20 protein-coding genes are annotated in these 19,478 nt (G+C 46.7%); 6 read left to right on the plus strand and 14 right to left on the minus strand.

Annotation, left to right across the window (positions count from 1 at the left end; translation table 11 throughout):
* Nucleotides 1-2 precede the first annotated feature (2 nt).
* The 3 genes from gloB (at nucleotide 3) to J2W69_RS10885 (ending at nucleotide 2,933) form a co-directional block, all read left to right on the plus strand.
* Entirely contained in the window at nucleotides 3-758 is a 756-nt protein-coding gene (gene gloB, locus J2W69_RS10875; protein ID WP_310278082.1) for a hydroxyacylglutathione hydrolase, read from the plus strand.
* Nucleotides 759-825: 67 nt separating this feature from the next.
* Nucleotides 826-2,409, plus strand: coding sequence for a lytic transglycosylase (locus J2W69_RS10880; protein ID WP_310278085.1), 1,584 nt, complete (start codon nucleotides 826-828; stop codon nucleotides 2,407-2,409).
* 35 nt (nucleotides 2,410-2,444) lie between these two features.
* Complete coding sequence (locus J2W69_RS10885; protein ID WP_310278087.1) at nucleotides 2,445-2,933, plus strand: hypothetical protein; 489 nt, start codon at nucleotides 2,445-2,447, stop codon at nucleotides 2,931-2,933.
* A gap of 4 nt (nucleotides 2,934-2,937) precedes the next feature.
* Here the strand turns inward: J2W69_RS10885 and J2W69_RS10890 are convergent, their stop codons facing one another.
* The 14 genes from J2W69_RS10890 to pspA all read right to left on the minus strand — a co-directional run bounded on the left by J2W69_RS10890 (nucleotide 2,938) and on the right by pspA (nucleotide 15,584).
* Nucleotides 2,938-3,153, minus strand: coding sequence for a hypothetical protein (locus J2W69_RS10890; protein ID WP_310278090.1), 216 nt, complete (start codon nucleotides 3,151-3,153; stop codon nucleotides 2,938-2,940).
* Between the two features lie 63 nt (nucleotides 3,154-3,216).
* A complete protein-coding gene (gene maiA / locus J2W69_RS10895; protein WP_310278092.1) occupies nucleotides 3,217-3,855 on the minus strand; it encodes a maleylacetoacetate isomerase in 639 nt (212 codons plus the stop codon).
* Between the two features lie 84 nt (nucleotides 3,856-3,939).
* Nucleotides 3,940-4,956 (minus strand): fumarylacetoacetate hydrolase family protein, encoded by a 1,017-nt coding sequence (locus J2W69_RS10900; RefSeq protein WP_310278094.1) that lies wholly within the window; start codon nucleotides 4,954-4,956, stop codon nucleotides 3,940-3,942.
* Between the two features lie 9 nt (nucleotides 4,957-4,965).
* Entirely contained in the window at nucleotides 4,966-6,108 is a 1,143-nt protein-coding gene (locus J2W69_RS10905; RefSeq protein ID WP_310278096.1) for a homogentisate 1,2-dioxygenase, read from the minus strand.
* 2 nt (nucleotides 6,109-6,110) lie between these two features.
* Nucleotides 6,111-7,175: a 4-hydroxyphenylpyruvate dioxygenase gene (gene hppD / locus J2W69_RS10910; RefSeq protein WP_310278098.1), complete on the minus strand. Its 1,065-nt coding sequence runs from the start codon at nucleotides 7,173-7,175 to the stop codon at nucleotides 6,111-6,113.
* A 216-nt stretch (nucleotides 7,176-7,391) separates the two neighbouring features.
* Complete coding sequence (tyrR, locus tag J2W69_RS10915; protein WP_310278102.1) at nucleotides 7,392-8,954, minus strand: transcriptional regulator TyrR; 1,563 nt, start codon at nucleotides 8,952-8,954, stop codon at nucleotides 7,392-7,394.
* Nucleotides 8,955-9,163: 209 nt separating this feature from the next.
* Nucleotides 9,164-9,505 carry a 4a-hydroxytetrahydrobiopterin dehydratase gene (locus J2W69_RS10920; protein ID WP_310278105.1) on the minus strand — a complete coding sequence of 114 codons (342 nt, stop codon included), beginning with the start codon at nucleotides 9,503-9,505 and terminating at the stop codon, nucleotides 9,164-9,166.
* Nucleotides 9,506-9,532: 27 nt separating this feature from the next.
* Nucleotides 9,533-10,333, minus strand: coding sequence for a phenylalanine 4-monooxygenase (gene phhA, locus J2W69_RS10925; RefSeq protein ID WP_310278108.1), 801 nt, complete (start codon nucleotides 10,331-10,333; stop codon nucleotides 9,533-9,535).
* 132 nt (nucleotides 10,334-10,465) lie between these two features.
* On the minus strand, nucleotides 10,466-11,686 hold the full coding sequence (gene megL / locus J2W69_RS10930) for a methionine gamma-lyase (protein ID WP_310278111.1): 1,221 nt from the start codon (nucleotides 11,684-11,686) through the stop codon (nucleotides 10,466-10,468).
* 139 nt (nucleotides 11,687-11,825) lie between these two features.
* Nucleotides 11,826-12,839 carry a TIGR01620 family protein gene (locus J2W69_RS10935; protein WP_310278114.1) on the minus strand — a complete coding sequence of 338 codons (1,014 nt, stop codon included), beginning with the start codon at nucleotides 12,837-12,839 and terminating at the stop codon, nucleotides 11,826-11,828.
* Nucleotides 12,836-14,215, minus strand: coding sequence for a YcjX family protein (locus J2W69_RS10940; RefSeq protein WP_310278116.1), 1,380 nt, complete (start codon nucleotides 14,213-14,215; stop codon nucleotides 12,836-12,838). Before J2W69_RS10940 ends, J2W69_RS10935 begins: the two co-directional genes overlap by 4 nt.
* Nucleotides 14,216-14,250: 35 nt before the next feature.
* Nucleotides 14,251-14,661 (minus strand): envelope stress response membrane protein PspC, encoded by a 411-nt coding sequence (gene pspC / locus J2W69_RS10945; protein WP_300930076.1) that lies wholly within the window; start codon nucleotides 14,659-14,661, stop codon nucleotides 14,251-14,253.
* The gene (pspB, locus tag J2W69_RS10950; protein WP_127024275.1) at nucleotides 14,654-14,890 is read right to left on the minus strand and encodes an envelope stress response membrane protein PspB; all 237 of its coding nucleotides are present in this window, start codon (nucleotides 14,888-14,890) and stop codon (nucleotides 14,654-14,656) included. Before pspB ends, pspC begins: the two co-directional genes overlap by 8 nt.
* 25 nt (nucleotides 14,891-14,915) lie before the next feature.
* Nucleotides 14,916-15,584, minus strand: coding sequence for a phage shock protein PspA (gene pspA / locus J2W69_RS10955; RefSeq protein WP_310278122.1), 669 nt, complete (start codon nucleotides 15,582-15,584; stop codon nucleotides 14,916-14,918).
* Nucleotides 15,585-15,766: 182 nt separating this feature from the next.
* On the opposite strand from pspA, the gene pspF reads away from it, so the two are divergent.
* From pspF to J2W69_RS10970, 3 genes are read left to right on the plus strand one after another with little or no spacing between them, the layout of a single operon-like run.
* Nucleotides 15,767-16,849 carry a phage shock protein operon transcriptional activator gene (pspF, locus tag J2W69_RS10960; protein WP_310278125.1) on the plus strand — a complete coding sequence of 361 codons (1,083 nt, stop codon included), beginning with the start codon at nucleotides 15,767-15,769 and terminating at the stop codon, nucleotides 16,847-16,849.
* Nucleotides 16,846-18,462, plus strand: a complete 1,617-nt coding sequence (gene sapA / locus J2W69_RS10965; RefSeq protein ID WP_310278128.1) for an ABC transporter substrate-binding protein SapA — start codon at nucleotides 16,846-16,848, stop codon at nucleotides 18,460-18,462. Before pspF ends, sapA begins: the two co-directional genes overlap by 4 nt.
* On the plus strand, nucleotides 18,459-19,478 hold the full coding sequence (locus tag J2W69_RS10970; protein WP_310278133.1) for an ABC transporter permease: 1,020 nt from the start codon (nucleotides 18,459-18,461) through the stop codon (nucleotides 19,476-19,478). Before sapA ends, J2W69_RS10970 begins: the two co-directional genes overlap by 4 nt.

Consider the following 19,478-nt stretch of genomic DNA (forward strand, 5'->3'; position numbering starts at 1 on the left):
TTATGCCAGACATCACTGCCCTAGCCGCTTTTAAGGATAACTACATTTGGTGCCTGCGCCAAGCAGAGTTGGCTTTGATTGTCGATCCGGGTGATGCCGCCGTAGTGCAGCGCTATCTGCAACAGCAGCAGTTGCAATTAGCGGTGATCCTGATCACCCACCATCATCCGGATCATACAGGGGGCATCAATGAACTAAAACAACTCTGGCCTGATGCTGTGGTTTATGCTCCGGCGTTAGAACAACAAAAAATCCCTTATGCGGATGTCTGGTTGCAAGACAACGATCGGATTGAACTGCCCGATTTCAGTTTAACTTTTCAGGTGATGCAACTTCCTGGTCATACACTGGGTCATATAGCCTACTATTCAGCGCCCGTTCTGTTTTGCGGTGATACCTTATTTAATGCTGGTTGTGGTCGTTTGTTTGAAGGGTCGGCAGCGCAGATGTGGCAAAGTTTGTCACGTATTCTGACCTTGCCGGATCAAACATTAGTGTACGCCACCCACGAATATACCCTGGCTAATCTGGAGTTTGCCCGCTGGGCCGATCCGGACAATACCAAACTTGCAGACTATCAACACTGGTGTCAACAACAAAGGGAACAACAGCAAGCCACCTTGCCTACCCCTTTAGCTGTACAGCGGCAAATCAACCCTTTTTTAAGGGCTGGAGATGCGGCATTACAACACCGCTGGCAACAACACAATGCAGTGGACCTGTTTACTGCGTTACGATCCGCCAAAGATCGATTTTGATCGACAACCTTGCTTTTGAAGGCTGAGCAGGTAACATAAGGCGGATTTTTGATTTTGGGAAAAGCGAATGCTGAAAAAATTATCTGTCGCTGTAGCGGCTGCACTGCTGGCCAGTTGTGCCGTTCCAACCTCACAGGATAAAACAGCAGGCTCTGCTGAGGATCAATACCAGACATCAGCCTCTGATGCTCCGATTCAGGACAAAGCGGCCACTGCGCAGCAAGTCGCCAACGCCTTATTAAGGCATAATTCACCATTAGAACCTGATGCAGAATTAGCTCAATACGATAATTTGTGGCAACGTATCGCTGATCAAATGACGCTAACTGTGCCTGACAACGATGATATTGAAAGCCAAAAGCAGTTTTTTATCCGTAATCAAAAGTTGTTAAAAACTGCTTCGGACAATGCAGAACCCTTTTTGTACCATATAGTCACAGAACTTGAACGACGCAAGATGCCACTTGAACTGGCACTGCTACCTATAGTTGAAAGTACCTATAATCCTAAAGCGGGTTCATTTTCCGGAGTGCTGGGGATTTGGCAATTCACTCAAGGTACGGGCCGTAATTTTGGTTTAAAACAAAATGCCTGGTATGACGGTCGCCGTGATGTGATTGAATCCAGCCGTGCTGCTATGGATTATTTGCAGTATCTGTACAGTAATGTTGATCAGGACTGGCTAAGTGCAGTGGCAGCTTTTAACGCAGGTGAAGGCCGGGTTTTTAAAGCTATTGAACGCAACAGATCCAAAGGAAAACCAACGGATTTCTGGTCATTAAATTTGCCGAAACAAAATACCAGCTATATACCCAAATTACTGGCGTTGGCAGAACTTTTAAAACACCCGGAAAAATACGCTATTCCTATGCCAATGTTGGCGAATCAGCCACAAACCAAAGTGATCCAAATCAACAGAGGTTTGGATTTAGTCAAAGCTGCAGACCTGTTAAACCTGAGGGTCGCGGAACTCAGACGCCTGAATCCGGGTTTTAAAACCACTACAGTACCCAGTGCCAGTTACCCGCTAGTGGTCCCTTTTCGCAGTGCTGATGATATAGATCAGCAAATAGCAGCCTTGCCAAAGGTAAAAGTAGCCCCTGTTGCTTCCACTGGCCGCTACCAGGTTAAATCCGGTGACAGCTTAAGTAAGATTGCAGCGGCTCATAAAACCTCGGTGAAAGCCCTGCAGCGCGCCAACAATTTAAATTCCAGCCAACTAAAAATTGGCCAGCTGTTGACCATCCCAGGCTTAGAACAACCTGACGAACCCGTTGTCACCGCTCGTACTGCTAAAAAATCCAATACCCTGGCTTCAGAGGGGCAAACCTACACAGTTAAAAGTGGCGATAGCTTATGGGAAATAGGCAAAAAGCTAAATGTCAGTACTGAGCAACTGAGCAACTGGAATAAATTGGGCACCACAGCTCAATTGAAACCAGGCCAAAAGCTGACCTACTACAGTGAGTCAAAGCCACAAACAACAGCAGCGGCAAAAAGCATGACCTATAAAGTCAGGCCTGGTGACTCCTTAGCCAGCATAGCTCAACGTTTTAAGGTAAAAGTTGCTGATATCGTGAAATGGAATAATATTAAAACAAATATGTACTTACAGCCTGGTCAAGAACTCACTTTGTATCTGACAAGCTAACTGACTGAAGTCTCACATGGAGTTTGAGGTGTTGTATGGTTAAAACGAGCCTGATGTTGCTCTTTTTGCTATGGGTTCCCACAACATGGGCCTATTTTACTGTGCCAGGACAAGGCCAGCTGACCTTGCTGGACGGAACAAAACAAAGCCTGCAGTTTGGCTTTTCGTTTAAACAACAAAATGGTACTGAAGTATTTCAGGCTGGTATTCAGGCGGTTGAAGTGGCTGAATTGCCATCCAAATATACCTTAGCCCTGGTTTTGCATCAGGATGAACAAATCTGGGTCACGGATTGGATCAACAAACCTTTACAAGGGTTTGACTGGTCGCTGGGAAAACACAGTTTTAAACTCAGTAAAAACACCGATCCTAAATACCAGGATAAAGCCCGTGGTGGCTATGTACTGATGTTTGATGATACACCGTACTTTTTTCACAAAAATATGGCGCAAATCAAATTTCATTTTAATAAAGACGGGGTCAGTGAAGTTCGCATTGAAGGTATGTTTACACCGGGACGCTAACTCACTATGACCGCCTGTCCTGCTGTTCTTTTTGCAATTGCAGTCTGGGGATCAGACCCCACAACAAACAAAGCGTAGGCGCCAGCCAGTGAAACCACCAGTGCCATTCCATGGTACGGCCCTGAGTCAATAAGTAAAAACTAACCAGCACTTGAGTCAACAACCCCAGGGTTCCAACATAAAACAGCACCGCATTAACAGGTTTTTTTGGCAGTTTCATCTTCTACACTCTTCTACTGCATTCAGTCGCGTCAGAGTAGCAAAAATGCAAGGTCGATGCGATTTAAACAGCATCAGCCTGCTGCTCCGGTGCAGCTTTTTGGAACGCCTCCAGTTCATTGCAACGCTGATAAATGGCGCTGATCAAAGGATAGTTTTTCATATCCAGTTGAAACCGCAATGCATTATAAACCTGAGGTACTAAACAAAGATCCGCAATCGTGATCTCATCACCAAAGCAATAACGATCGGCAGTTAACAACAACCGTTTCTCCAGTGCGTCAAAACCCACAGCCAGCCAGTGTTTTATCCACTGCATTTTTTGTAGTTCGGATAATGCCAAAGGCCCGGTCAGATACTGCAGTACTCTCAGGTTATTCAAAGGGTGAATATCGCAGGCAATATCTAACGCAAAAGCCATTACAGCTGCCTTCTGCGCTGGGTCCGCAGGGAATAATGGAACCTGAGGATAGCAGTCTTCCAGATACTGAATAATGGCCAGCGACTGATTCAGACTCAGCCCGCCATCTTCCAGAGTCGGCACCAGTTGTGCCGGATTTAATAGCTGATAACCCGCACTATGCTGCTCTCCGCCATTATTGACCAGATGCACAGGACAATGCTCTGCCTCCAGACCTTTGATATTCAACGCGATACGCACTCTGTAGGCTGCGCTGGAGCGCCAGTAACCATGTAATTTCATTTTATGATTTACCTTGTAAAGCAGATACAAAAAAGCCAGTCGTCCCCTGACGGAGAAATCGACTGGCTTAGTTAATCACGTCAATTAGACGCCGTATTTCACTACTTTTTGCTCAATGGCACCAAATACCGATTGGCCTTTAGCATCCAGCATTTCCAGACGGATACTGTCGCCAAATTTCATAAAAGAGGTTTTAGGCGCACCATCACGAATGGTTTCAATCATACGGATCTCAGCGATACAGCTGTAGCCTAAACCACCTTCATCAATAGAAGTACCGTAATCCGTGCCTTGTTTGTTCGATACTGTACCAGAACCAATGACAGCGCCGGCACCTAAGTTACGGGTTTTAGCTGCATGAGCCACCAGTTGACCAAAATCAAAGGTCATATCAACACCTGCGTTTGGTTTACCAAACAGCTTGCCATTTAAATGCGACACTAAAGGCAGATGCAGTTTGGCATCTAACCAGTCGCCGCCTAACTCATCAGGAGTCACAGCAACAGGGCTAAAGGCCGAAGCAGGTTTAGACTGGAAAAAACCAAAACCCTTCGCCAGTTCATTTGGAATTAAACCGCGCAGAGACACGTCGTTCACCAGCATCACCAGACGGATTTTATGGCGGGCTTCTTCAGCACTGATTGCCATAGGTACATCGTCGGTGATCACTGCCACTTCGCCTTCAAAATCGATGCCGTAGTCTTCGCTGACCACTTCAATCTGATCGCGTGGACCAATGAAATCATCTGAACCGCCCTGATACATCAGAGGATCAGTCCAGAAACTTGGAGGCATTTCTGAATTGCGGGCGCGACGCACCAGCTCCACGTGATTGACATAAGCACTGCCGTCAGCCCATTGATAAGCACGTGGCAAAGGAGATTCACACTGCGCCTGGTCAAAAGGCTGTTCACCGTGCACAGAAGCCGAATTCAGTGCCTGATAGACTTCAGAAAGTTGTGGTGCGGCCACAGACCAGTGATCCAGCGCCTGTTGCATAGTACCGGCAATCGCAGGTACAGCGATACAACGGGATAAGTCCCGGCTAACCACCACTAACTGACCATCACGCTGACCATTTTTTAAACTTGCTAACTTCATTTTTAATCCTTACAAAGTGGCCGGTTTGATTTTCCAGCTATTCACATAGTCCGGGTTTTCAGTGGCTAAAGCCGCATCACCTACAAAAAGTGCATCACGGGTATCCAGCATTACAGCCACCTCATCGGTAAATTTCTTTTTATACTCACGACCGGCCTGAAAAGCTTTAGGATGAGGGCCATGGGTAAAACCTGCAGGGTGAAATGTGACCATGCCACGTTCAATATTATCGCGGCTGAAAAAATCGCCTGCATGGTAAAACAGCACTTCGTCGTAATCGTCGTTGTTGTGATAAAACGGCACTTTTAACGCACCAGGGTCGCTTTCAATAGGACGAGGTACAAAGGTACAAACCACAAAACGCTGCGCGACAAAAGTCGTGTGCGCTGACGGAGGTAAGTGGTATCTGTGGCTCATTAAAGGCCGGATATCCCGCCAGTTAATCCGCATCACTGTTAAATCGCCATGCCAGCCAATCGCATCCAGTGGATTGTATGGATAAGTAATGACCGACACCTGATCGTGACGTTTTACCTGCACCCGACTTTGCTGTTCGCTGTACTGTGCTTTAAAGGCATCATCAATTTTTGGTGTGTCAATCATCGCCGCATCAAAAATAGCATGATTACCCACCAAACCTTTTTCCGGTAACTGAAAAGAGTCGTTGGTGGCTTCAATCAGCAATAAAAACAGCGGCTCTGTGACCTCTAAACGCCATAGGGTGGAACGTGGGATCACCACATAATCACCATCCCGTAAGGTTAAATGGCCATAGTCGCAATACAGTTCTGCAGCACCTTCATGCACAAACAACAGCTCGTCACCGTCGGCATTACGCACCAGGTAATCCATCGACTCTGTTAAACGCCATGTGCGCATTTTACAGTGCGCATTATGCAACAAAGTGGGCACCTGCCAGGGTGAAACGTTTTGATTACCCGCTATATCATTAAAGTTATACAAACGTGGTTTTAATGGCCCTTCCCAGTCACTCCAGCCTGTTGGGGCATGAGTGTGATGGAAATGGGTGGCAGGACCAAAAAAGCCACTGCGGCCCACTTCACGCTCATAAATAGCTCTGTCTGGAAAATCAGCATGAGCCTGACGGGAAATTTCGCCTTCTTTTACCGGAAAAGACGCCCACTTACGCATAGTTACAGTACTCCGCGACGAATTTGATCTTCTTCAATGGATTCAAACAAAGCTTTGAAATTGCCTTCGCCAAAACCTTCATTGCCTTTACGCTGAATGATTTCAAAGAATACAGGGCCAATCACAGTTTTGGTAAAGATCTGCAATAAAATACCGTCTTTCATCGGCGCACCATCAATCAGTACACGCAGCTCTTTTAACTGCTCCAGATCTTCAGTATGGCCTTCAACACGGGCGTTTACACGCTCGTAATAGGTATCTGGCGTTGGCATAAAATCCATACCACGCTGACGCAGTGTACGCACTGTCTGATAAATATCGTCAGTGGTCATGGCGATGTGCTGAATACCTTCACCTTTGTATTCACGGATAAACTCTTCAATCTGAGATTTATCATCAGACGATTCATTGATTGGAATACGGATTTTGCCACAAGGCGCTGTCATGGCTTTAGACACCAGACCTGTCAGCTTGCCTTCGATATCAAAATAACGGATTTCGCGGAAGTTGCCGATACGCTCATAAAAACCAGCCCACAGCGCCATATTGCCACGACGTACATTGTGAGTCAGGTGGTCAACCACCTCTAAACCCACCTGGTTTTTTGCCATTTCAGCTTGCCAGTTGTCGTAGAATTTAAAATCAACGTCATACACAGAATTCTGACCATAACGGTCAACAAAATACAACAAGCTGCTGCCAATGCCGTACACAGCAGGGATATTCAGCTCCATAGGACCAACCTGATTCTGGTAGGCCTTAGCACCGTTGGCCACAGCGTGTTGTAAGGCTTCGGCTGCATCTTTCACCCGGAATGCCATAGCACAGACGCTTGGGCCATGTTCAGCTGCAAACTGTTCAGCCTGAGAATTTGGCTGACCGTTCACAATAAAATTCACATCACCTTGTTTGTATAACCAGGCTTCTTTAGAGCGGTGTTTAGCGACTTCAGTAAAACCTAAAGAACTAAAGAGTTGCTTCAAATCCTCAATACCCTGCTCTGTGGCCGCAGTGTACTCAACAAATTCAAAACCATCGGTACCCAAAGGGTTAATAGGGTCAAACATCAGTATCTCCAGAAAAAAATCAGGCTAATTTGTGCTTATCTTGCGCTTGCCGGAAAAAAATGGAAGAGAGGCTCCACGGATGACTGTCTGACGAAAAAAGGGCATTTTTGTACAGAATAACTGACAAAAATGCCCTTTCGCTTAAATAAGAAACAAAAAGGCCCTAAAACGAGCTTTAGGGCCTGGTCTTTGTAGAGCAAATCACACAAAGCGTATTTAAATTTTTACGCTCTTACGGTTAATGCCGTATTCGCGCAATTTATTCGCGACAGCGGTGTGACTTAAACCGAGTTTTTTCGCCAACTGGCGTGAACTTGGATAAGCCGGGTAGAGTTTTCGTAATAAGTCAGCTTCAAAACTCCGTACTGCTTCATCCAGCGTGCCATCAAAATCTTTTTCCAGATAGCCAAAGTCACTGGTGTAACTTGGCAGTTGCATATGCTCTTTATCCAGCTCATAACCTTCCAGCAAAGTCACAGCCCGGTATAAGGCATTCTCTAACTGACGCACATTGCCGGGCCAGGGGTAATGTTGCAGAAAATGTGCACAAGAATCGGTCAGTTTGGGAGCTTTACGACCCAGGCGGGCAGCAAAACGCGCGATAAAAAACTCGGCCAGAGGCACAACATCCTGTTTACGCTCACGAAGCGGTGGCAAGTTCAGTGTCAGCACGTTTAATCGATAGAATAAATCCTCGCGGAACTTACCTTCCTGCACCATGGCAGGTAAGTCTTTTTGCGTAGTGCAAATTACCCGCACATCCACTTTGACTTCGTTTTCATCCCCGACACGGCGGAAACTGCCATCCTGCAAAAAGCGAATGAGCTTGGTTTGCAGCTCACGCGACATCTCGCCCACTTCATCGAGAAACACAGTGCCTTTGTTGGCCTGTTCAAAAATACCTTTTTTCGCTTCACTGGCCCCTGGAAAAGCGTTAGGGCCATGACCAAAGAGTTCAGATTCTGCGACTAAATCCGGCATAGCTGCCACATTTACCGCTAAAAAGGGCTTGCCTGTTCTGCTGCTGGCGGCATGACAAGCCCGCGCCAATACTTCTTTGCCTGTGCCTGTTTCACCCATAATCAAAATAGGCGCATCCAGTTGAGCCATTTTTTTTGCTTCACGTACAACTTTTCGCATCAAATTACTGTGGGCATGCAAGTTATTAAAGCTTTCCTGATCGCCTTTTTTAAACACCACCATCTGCTCACCCAGACGGCTTTCAGATTTCAGGTTCAGTACAGCCCCAGCCAGAATATCTTTGCCCGCATCACCCGGCACCAACACAGGCAATAAGTCAGCGATAAAGCGTTTATTCTGAATTTCTACCCTGCGGGTTTGGGCCAGCACATCATCACTTTCCAGCCAGCGGCTTAAATTAAAACCTTTGACCATAGCGGTCAGCGACTGTCCTTCAATAGCACTGCGCTCCATGGATAAAGCTTCGAGCGCGGCTTCGTTAATAATGGTCACATTAGCACGGGTGTCTACCGCAATAATGCCATCTGGCAGAGTGCGTAATAAGGTAGTCAGTTCGTTGTGTTCCCGTTCCGACGGCATAAAAGCCGTGGTTTTTACATCGTCGACTCCGGGAATACGGCGAATTTTCACCATCAACTCCTGGAATTTTTCAAACTCAACGGTCGGGAATGACACATAAATCCGGCCAAGGATCGGATCCACTTCAATACCACGTAAATCCAACTGATAGCTGACCAGGATATTTAACACTTCCTGAGTAATACCCAGTCGGTCCTGGCAATGAATTTCTAACCTCATGATAAAAAACCACCTCAAGCTTTTGCTTAGGTTTAATCATACGGTAAAGAGGCTCAGGCAGACCAGTACTATTTGTAAAGAAATATGCACATCCGCTTTGTACGCTATGTGTAGCATGGGGAGTTGCAGCTGGAAGGGATCAAAGTGTGGGGGCTGTGTGTAGCAGAGGAGATGGGATGGGACAAACCCATCCCCTGCAGCAGAAGCGGTTAAGAAACTAACAACGCATCGGTTTTAGCGGCACAAATAAAATCGTTTTTATGCAGGCCTTTGATCGAATGCGACCACCAGGTCACTGTGAGCTTGCCCCACTCCAGCAACAAGGCCGGATGGTGACCTTCATCTTCAGCCAGCTGCGCCACTTGCTGATGAAAAGCCCAGGCCAGTTTAAAGTTTTTAAATTTAAACTCACGTTCCAGTTGTAAAATGCCATCACGGGCCACTGGAGTCCAATCCGGGATTTGGTGCATCAGTTGGGCTAATTCTTCATCCGATACCTTTGGTGCGTCAGCACGGCAGGCTTCACATTTGGCTTGTTTTAATTCAGACATCAGTGTGTTCTCAGTTATGGGCAGAGCTTAGCTCGCCTTTTTTTCTTTAGGCGGAAATTTAGGCGCATGTAAACCCAGGGATCGGGCCTGTTGGACCATAGCCATTAAATCCAGTTGGGATACATCAAATAAATCGTTAATCGAATTAATCATAAAATACACAGGCTGCATAATATCGATACGGTAAGGCGTTCGCAGCACGTCCACCACATCAAACACTTTGCGATCTGGCACATCAGAGCTGATGGCGTATAAAGTTTCGCCTGGTGAAGACAAAATACCGCCGCCATAAATCCGCAAGCCATCTTTGCTGCTTAATAAGCCAAACTCGATAGTAAACCAGTACAAACGCGCCAGATACACACGGTCTTCTTTGCTGGCTGCTAAGCCCAGTTTGCCATAGGTATGGGTAAATTCAGCGAAAGCCGGATGAGTCAGCATAGCGCAGTGGCCAAATATTTCATGAAACACATCAGGCTCTTGCAGGTAATCAAACTCTTCCCTGCTGCGGATAAAAGTGGCAACCGGAAATTCTTTGTTGGCTAACAGCTGAAAAAACCGATCAAAACTAATCAAAGCCGGCACTTCAGTCACTTTCCAGCCTGTGCTTGGCTCTAATACCGCATTAACTTCAGCCAGCTGTGGAATACGATCCACAGGCAAATTCAGCTTCTTCAGGCCATCCAGATATTCGTCGCAGGCTTTGCCTTCAATACAGGAAAGCTGACGCTGCATAAGCTCAGACCAGATTTGGTTTTCTTCAGCCGACCAGTGGATAAAACCATCTTTATCCGACTGATGCGATACATATTTGCTTGATTTACTCATAGAACCCTGTTCAACACTCTTATATGGGCAGAACCCTTTAGTTGCGGCAGATACTAGAGGATTGGACAACAGCTGTTAACCCATTGCAGAGTTGACGTGAACGTCAACTCTGCTGTTTTTGTAAAGCTATGGTTACAACGACAAGGGGGACTTCTGCTGCTTTTGCTGCATTAATGTCAGCGCCTGCTTAAGGTCAGCAATAATATCTTCGACATGCTCAAGCCCCACAGAAATACGGATCAAGCCATCACTAATACCCGCCATTTGGCGTTCTTCTGGCGTATAAGGACTATGAGTCATTGAAGCCGGATGCTGGATCAGTGACTCTGCATCGCCGAGGCTGACGGCAAGGCTCAATAACTGACACTGATTTATAAAATAACGGCCATCATCCAGACTGCCATTGAGCTCAAAGGCCAGGACACCACCAGCAGCTTTCATTTGTTTGCCGATAAATTTGTAACCGGGATGAGATTTTAACCCAGGGTAATACACCTGCCCTATCGCCGGGTGGGCTTCGAGAAATTCAGCAACTTTTTGCGCGTTCTGGCAATGCCGCTCCATCCGCACTGATAAGGTTTTCAGGCCACGGATAATCAGCCAGGCATCATGGGGGCTGATAGTCGCGCCCATATCTTTCAGGGTGGTGAGTTTAATCTGAGTAATGCGTTCAGCACTACCAACAATAATGCCGGCTACTACATCGCCATGGCCGTTCAGGTACTTGGTGGCACTGTGCAAAATCAGGTCTATGCCATAGTCAGCCGGTTTTTGCAGCAAAGGCGTCAGAAAGGTGTTATCAATCACTGAGATTAACTGGTGCTTTTTGGCAAACTGGCCAATAAAGTCTAAATCAAGCACTGTCAGAGTCGGGTTAACAGGTGTTTCCGCAAAAATCATTTTGGTGTTGGCTTTCAGCGCCTGTTTGATGGCGTTATGATCTGTCATATCGACAAAACTGACGTCTATGCCATAACGGGCAAACTGATGATTAAAGAGTGCAAAACTACAACCATAAATCGCTTTGCTGGCAATCAGATGATCACCTTGCTGTAAAAAGGCCATAGTGGCAGCGGCGACTGCGCCCATCCCAGTGGCAGTGGCGGCGGCATCTTCCATGCCTTCCAGTGCTGCTACTTTTAATTCCAGCTCTCTTGTGGTTGGGTTACCCAAACGAGTGTAGATATAACCCGGCTCTTCTCCGGCAAAACGCGCTGCGCCTTGTTCGGCGCTGTCAAATACAAAAGTGGAGGTCTGATACAAAGGAGTGGCTAAAGCGCCGTGTGGATTTAAACCGGTTTTTCCGGCATGAATACATACCGTATCAGGATGACTGTACTGCTGCTTACTCATAAAAACACCTGTCATTACTACTGTTTTATTTTTTATGAGTTTTTTATACCGAGCAGGCAGATCAGCGACAAGGCATATAGACATCTGACGGTCTGAAGCAGCACCGTCAGTTTTAACAAAAACAACAACAAATGTAGCGTTAAGTTGACAAAGGAGCAGCTTTGCCCAGCAGACGCCGCACTAAGGCTTTGCTTAAATCCAGCAAACTTAGCTTTTGGCTTTGCGCCAGGGGCAAAGGCCGTAACAACTGCTGCGCCGCTAAACCTAAGCGGGCGACCAGCATACCTGCTATTAAACCTTGCCCTGCCCGCATCGACAATTTGCTGGTCAGCTCAGCGCCTATCAGATCTGAGCCTAAATCCAGCGCCAGCTCTGAACTGCCCGCCCATAATAAAGCGGCAAACAAATGTTTGATCAACAGCAGGCTACGCAATTGCCCCAAAGAAGCACCATAACTTTCTGCCATCTGGCGTAATAATTTACTGGTGCGCCAGAGCACCAGCAACATATCTGCCAACGCAAAAGGGCTGACAGCCACAGCCATAGCTGTGTCCGCAGAGGCTTGATGGATCTGTTGACGCACACGGGCATCGGCTTTACTCAGCACCTTTAATTCAAACAAATCCAGCAGTTCCTGATCACTGTGTTCTGTTTGTTTTTGGGCTTTCCAGTCTGCCACATCCTGTTGTGTTGATTCAGGTAAAACGGCGGCGATATCCAGACACAGCTGTTCAGCTTCACCATACTGAACACTGGCATGAATACGCTGATGCGCTTGTTGCCACTTTCTGGTTTTTGCTAAACGCCGCCATAAACGCCATTCACGCAGCAGCAGCAGGCTGCCTAAGGTTAATAAAGCGACACAAAATAAGGCTTCCAGCACAGTACTGATACCAGGTGCTGTAAAAGCCTGCTGGATAGTAGTCACGGCGCTGTATAAAGCCACTGTCACTAATAGCACAACACTGCTGATGCCAGCCCATAGCAATGCAGACACAGGCTTGCGTTTTGGTGGTTCTGGTTCGACTTGTGGCTCGAGCACAAAATCCGTCTGTTCAAACTGCACAGCCTTTGCCATAGGCAGTTCTGAAACCATATCTGAACCAATAAAATCGGCCTCTTTAAAGCTTTTCGCTTGTTTTAAATCGCTCATGTCAGTTTATCTCCTAGCAGGTACTCAAGCAGATGATCCAAACGGATATGTTGCAGCACTTGCTGTTTAGGCCATGGCAAAGGTGCCAGAGACTGAAACTCAAAATGATGTTCGGTAAACAGCTGATGATCCGGCCAGTAGCGCGGCACATCACCCGGATAATAAGTCAGCGCCTCTCCTGTTTGTGCGCTAAGTCCGCGTAGACAAGGCTGCTGCAGGCCGTTTTGTTTCACAAAACCTGCTTCGCTGGCCTTAATAGCGGTTATCGCCATTACTTCGTAAGGGCAGAGCTGGAACTTCACACTCTGAAGATGCTGTAACAAGAGCTGCTGCAATAGCAAAGTCAGCGCCTGATGCTGATCCGGAGTGACATGGTCGGCTTTACTGACCGCAAATAACACTTTACTGATACGGGGTTTAAAAATACGCCGCAGCCAATGTTCAGGACCATAATCAAAACTTTGTAAAATCAGCAATAAACTTTGTTTCAGTTCTAAAAGTGCGGATTCACCGGCATTCAGTGCGCCTAAAATATCGACCAGCACCACCTGACGATCTAAGCCGGAAAAGTACTGACGGTAAAATGGTTCAATCACCTGACGTTGGTAGCTGACAAAATGTTTTTGCATCAGATCCACCAAAACCCCACCTTGTGTAAGCTGTTCAGGTAACAAGGGCAATAATTGCAGCAAAGGGGTGCCTTCAAATTCACCAGGCACCAGTAGTCGGCCCGGCTGATTTAAATAAGCCCCTGCAACTTCACGGAATTGCTTTAGTAAGGTGCCGTATTCAGTGCACAGCTCTTGCACAGAAAGCACAGAGGCATCATTTAAATCAATGGCCTCTAGCCGCTGTTTAAAGCCCTCTGCGGTGGCTGCCCTGTGGGATTGAGCAAACAGCAACCAGCTTTGTTCACACCACTGCTGGTAATTCTGTTGCAGCATGGGCAAATCCAGCAACCACTCACCCGGATAATCCACCAGTACCAGTTCGGTTTCCTGATAATCCTGAAAGCGGGCGCGCAAGCTGGATTCGCTCTGATAACGTAATGCTAAGGTCAACTGACTCCAGCCGACAGTAGATGGCGGCCAACAGGCAGGCTGTTGCTGCAGATAACTTAAGTTTTTCTCGAAGCCAAAACGAGGCAGTTGTGGCAATTGATTGTCATCAATACGAGCCCCCAACCAACGTTTTTGCATCACGGAAAAAAAAGGTAAGTGAGAAGAGTGACTTTGAGTTAACTGGTGCACTATTGCAGTTAAGAGCGCAGTTTTTCCTGCGCCGCTTAAGCCGGTCACGCCCAGCCTGAGCTGACGGTGAAAGGCGCGCTGTGTCAGTTGTTCTGAATGCCAGCGCGCCTTTTTAAACCAATCCATGCAGTGTTCCTATATGGCGTCTTTCGACAGACTCACTATAACTTGCTGATTTCTCTGTTCAGTTGAAACTTGGCAGAGGTCACATGAGTTTCCATGTCGCGTAAACGTAATTCCAGACTATTAAATTGATTGACCAGATGATGTAAGGCTGACTTAGGCACTTCACCGCGTTGCCATACCCGGGTTTTTACTTCTACAGGGCGTTCATCGTATGCAGATTCAGTGAAGCCTTTTTTCGCTTCATGCACTGACTTTTTCTCCAGAATAAACCAGGCCGCCACGTACAAAACAGGCAACAAACCACCTAAACCTAATAACACCGAAGTGACCACAATCAACCGAACTAACCACACTTCCCAACCGAAGTAGTCTGCAATACCTGCGCAAACCCCGGCCAGTTTGCCGTTGCGGTCATCCCGCAACAGCTCTTTGCGTATTTTAGTCATGTTTCTCTCTCCACTTAGGTGACTCCGCATCTAAAATCGCTTCCAGCGTTTTGATGCGGTCTGCCATTTTCTCGGCGCGATGAGATAACTCATTCAGTTGAGCCAGTTCACTGTCACCCAAACCCTCACCAATTTTGTTTTTGCTTCTGTAGTGCATAAAAACCCACAGTGGCGCCACAAAAATCATGAATACAATGAGTGGTACACCAATGACCTCAGTAATTTCCATCTTTAGCTCCTATAACGCCTGATAATCAGGCGTTATCTTTTTTAGACATTTTAGCTTTTAATTCAGCCAGTTCGTTATCGATTTTGTCAGATGAGGCCAATTCTGCAAACTCATCTTTTAAGGTTTTTTTACCTAAATCGTACGATTCAACCTGAGCTTCCAGTGAATCGATTTTTTGCTCATAACGTTCAAACTTGTACATAGCGTCGTTTAAACGGTTGCTGTCCAGGCTGCGTTTTACATCTAAACGGGATGACACCGTTTTCTGACGCATCAGCATGGCTTTCTGACGAGCTTTGGCATCAGCTAACTTATCCTGCAACTGACTGACTTCGTCCTGCAATTTGCTGACATGTTCATCTAAATGACTGATGTCGGCGGCTACAGCTGCAGCCTGGTCAGCTGATTTCTGACGTTCAATCAGTGCAGCACGGGCTAAGTCTTCACGTTCTTTACTCAAAGCCAGTTCAGCTTTCGCCTGCCAGTCAGCCACTTCAGCTTCTAATTTAGACACTACACGTTGCAGCTCTTTTTTCTCTGCAATAGTTTTGGCTGAGGTAGAACGTACTTCAACCAGTGTGTCTTCCATTTCCTGAATAATCAGGCGGACCATTTTTTCCGGATCTTCTGCTTTATCTAATAAAGCATTGATGTTGGAGTTTACGATATCTGAAAAGCGAGAGAAGATACCCATACTATTTACCTCTTAATGACTTGTTGGATTCGCTATAACCTATTCAGGTTTCTTGCCAACTTGCCAAACTATTTTAAATCATTGTTTTATATTGATTTTATTTATATCCGAAAAAAGCTATGCCAAGCCTTCGTTATGAAATACACTACTTATTAGTTAAATTCACCACTTCGTGAGCCCTGATGAGCAGAAGTTTTCAGCAAGATAATTTAATAGGTCAGTCCAACAGCTTTTTAAACGTATTGGATCAGGTGTCCCAAATTGCACCTTTGCACAAACCTGTGCTGATCATTGGTGAAAGGGGCACAGGCAAAGAGCTGATTGCAGCCCGTCTACATTACCTGTCCCAGCGCTGGGATCAAAATTATTTAACCTTAAACTGCGCAGCGCTGAACGAAAACCTGCTGGAAAGTGAGCTCTTTGGTCATGAAGCCGGCGCTTTTACCGGTGCAGCCAAACGCCACGAAGGCCGCTTTGAACGGGCCAATGGCGGTACTTTATTTCTGGATGAGTTGGCCAATACACCAGCTATGGTGCAGGAAAAATTACTGCGGGTGATCGAATACGGTGAATTTGAACGGGTGGGGGGCAGTCGCTCTGTCAAAGTAGACGTACGTTTAATTTGCGCCACCAACGAAGATTTGCCTTCCATGGCCGAACAAGGAGAGTTTCGGGCTGACTTGCTCGACCGGCTGGCCTTTGATGTCATCACTTTGCCACCGATGCGCGAGCGGCAGGAAGATATTCTGGTTCTTGCTGAACATTTTGCCGTCAATATGGCACGGGAGCTGGGGTTTGAGTTGTTCAGCGGTTTTAGTGAAAAAGCCAAGCGTATTTTGCTGGAGCATGAATGGCCAGGTAATGTGCGGGAGCTGAAAAACGTCGTAGAGCGTAGTGTCTATCGCACCAACAATCCTTATGTACCAGTGCATCATATTCAGTTGGACCCTTTTGAGTCTCCGTTCCGTCCCCGGAACCGCGTTCGTACTTTAGACCGCAGACCAGCAGTAGAAAACGCAGTGGTAGCTATCAGAGAACAAAGCAGCGATAATCCGCCCGCTTTGGTCAAAGCGGCTCCGTCCTTTGATTTTAATCAGGTGCAGGATTTTAAAGTCTTGTCTGAAAACTTTGAAATGGATCTGATTAAACAAGCACTTGCTGCCAACCAGTTTAATCAGAAGAAAACAGCTGAAGCACTGAATCTGACCTATCATCAGTTACGTGGTTATATGAAAAAGTACAAACTGCTGGACAGCCAACAATGATCAAAGCCTTACTGAGCCTGATGGTCCCCTGTGGCTCTGTGTTGATACTCAGCGCCTGCCAGCCTGATATTCCTGAGACTATTCAGCAAGGTATGGTGTATTGCTCTGAAGGCTCTCCGGAGAGCTTTAACCCACAGCGGGTCACTTCGGGCACCACCATTGATGCCATCAGTCAGCAACTCTACGACCGTCTGCTGGATATAGATCCGGCAAGCGGTGAGCTGTTACCCGCCCTGGCAACCCAATGGCGTTTAAGTGACGATGGTAAAACCTACTGGTTTACCTTGCGCCCTGATGTGCAGTTTCATCACACCGCTTTCTTTTCGCCAGGCAGAACCTTAAACGCCAACGATGTCACTTTTACCTTTAATCGTATCACCCAGACCGATCATCCTTACCATGCCGCTGGTGGAACTGTTTATCCTTATTTTCAGAGTGTCGACTGGAGTTCGCTGGTGAAAGCCGTAGTAGCGGAAAACAGCAGCACAGTACGCTTTGAACTCAGCCGCCCTGACAGCTCATTTTTATCCAATCTTGCCACTGACTTTGCCGCTATTTTATCTGCTGAATATGCTGAACAGTTGTTGCAACAAAACCAGCCGGAATCATTGGATCAAAGACCCATAGGCACAGGTCCGTTTTTTTTTAAAGAATACAAAAAAAATCAGTTTATCCGTTATTACCGCCATCCTGAATACTGGCGCGGCAAAGTAGAACTGACTCAGCTGGTATTTGACTTAGTGCCGGACAACGCCAAACGTATGGCAAAATTACTGACTCATGAATGTGATGTAGTGGCCTACCCACGCAATGCCGAGCTGAAACTCATCGCTGAGCGGCCTGATGTTGAAGTGCAAAGCCAGATCAGCATGAACGTTGGTTTCTGGGCTTTTAATACCCAAAAACCACCTTTTGATAATGTACTGGTGCGCAAAGCTTTAGCTTATGCCATTAATAAAGACGCCATTCTAGACGCAGTGTATTTTGGCTATGCCGACAAAGCGAAGACTTTGCTTCCCCCTACTTCATGGGCTTTTTACCATGACTTACCTGAACAAGAGTACGATCCGATCAAAGCCAAAGAGTTGCTGGCACAAGCCGGTTACCCAAAAGGATTTAGTATGGACATCTGGGCTATGCCGGTGCAACGTTTGTATAACCCGAATGCGCTCAAGATGGCGGAACTGATGCAAGCCGACCTGGCAAAAATTGGCGTCAAAGCCTCTATTGTTTCTTTTGAATGGAACAGTTTCAGGCGCAAACTTTCCGAGTTTGAGCATGATTCAGTGCTGATAGGCTGGGCAGCTGATAATGCAGACCCTGATAACTTTTTCCGGCCGCTATTGAGTTGCAGCGCCGCACAATCTGGCAGTAACAGAGCCAACTGGTGCGACCCGAATTTTGACAATCTGATTAACCAGGCCCTGCTGACAGCAGATATTAAGCAAAGACGCAGTTTTTATTTAACAGCTCAGCTTTATCTTGATGAGCAAATGCCGCTGGTCAGTATTGCGCACTCCAAGCGTTTTCAGGCCAAAAGTGTCAAAATTACCGGGGTTACCATTAACCCTTATGGTGGTATTTCCATGGCAGCAGCGAGAAAGTCCTTATGATGCTGCACTACTTTTTACGCCGTACTTTTTTAATAGGCTTTGTTTTTGTTGCCCTGACGGTGCTGGCCTTCAGTTTAAGTTATTTATTCCCTGGCGAAGTACTGAATAACGTCTCAGGCCTGACCACCATTGATCCTGAGCAGCAGCAAGCGCTTATTCAATACTACGCTTTGGATCAGTCTGTACTTATGCAGTACCTGGCTTATGTCAACCGTATTCTGGCTGGTGAATGGGGCCTGTCTTTTTCCAGCCAACAGCCTGTTTTAGCAGAAATCATTGCCGTGTTTCCAGCCACATTGGAGCTGGCAAGTTATGCGCTGATTTTATCTTTTGTATTGGGAATTCCTTTGGGTTTATTTGCCGCAGTCAAAGCCGACAGTATTTTCGGCAAGCTGATCTCCGGCATTACGCTGGTCGCTTATTCCATTCCTATTTTCTGGTGGGCACTGTTGCTCATCATGATGTTTTCGCTGACCCTTGGCCTGTTACCTACAGCAGGACGCATTAATGTATTGTTTGATATACCTACAACAACAGGTTTTATGCTGCCGGATATCTGGCTCTCAGATATCCCCTATAAAGCAGAAGCCACCCAGGATGCTCTGCGGCACTTGTTGTTACCCGCCATAGTACTGGCCACTTATCCGACCACTGTGATGATCCGCTTTACCCGGGATTCAATGCTGACGGTGCTGGAGCAAAGTTATATTAAAACAGCCCGGGCTAAAGGCTTAAGCCGGGCTCAGGTGCTGTACCACCATGGCTTGCGAAACGCACTGTTACCTGTGATCCGTCAGATTGGTTTGCAGTTCAGCACTTTGATCACGCTGGCGATGATTACCGAAGTCATTTTTTCCTGGCCAGGTATAGGCCAGTGGCTACTGGACAGTATTTATCAGCGTAATTACCCCGCTATTCAGGGGGGGTTATTAGTGGTGTCCTGTTTAGTGATAGTGGTGAATATGCTGACTGAAATACTGCATACCTTGTTTAATCCTCTGGCCAGGAAAGCTTAA

The sequence above is a fragment of the Rheinheimera soli genome (assembly GCF_031457405.1).
GTDB classification, from domain to species: domain Bacteria; phylum Pseudomonadota; class Gammaproteobacteria; order Enterobacterales; family Alteromonadaceae; genus Pararheinheimera; species Pararheinheimera soli_A.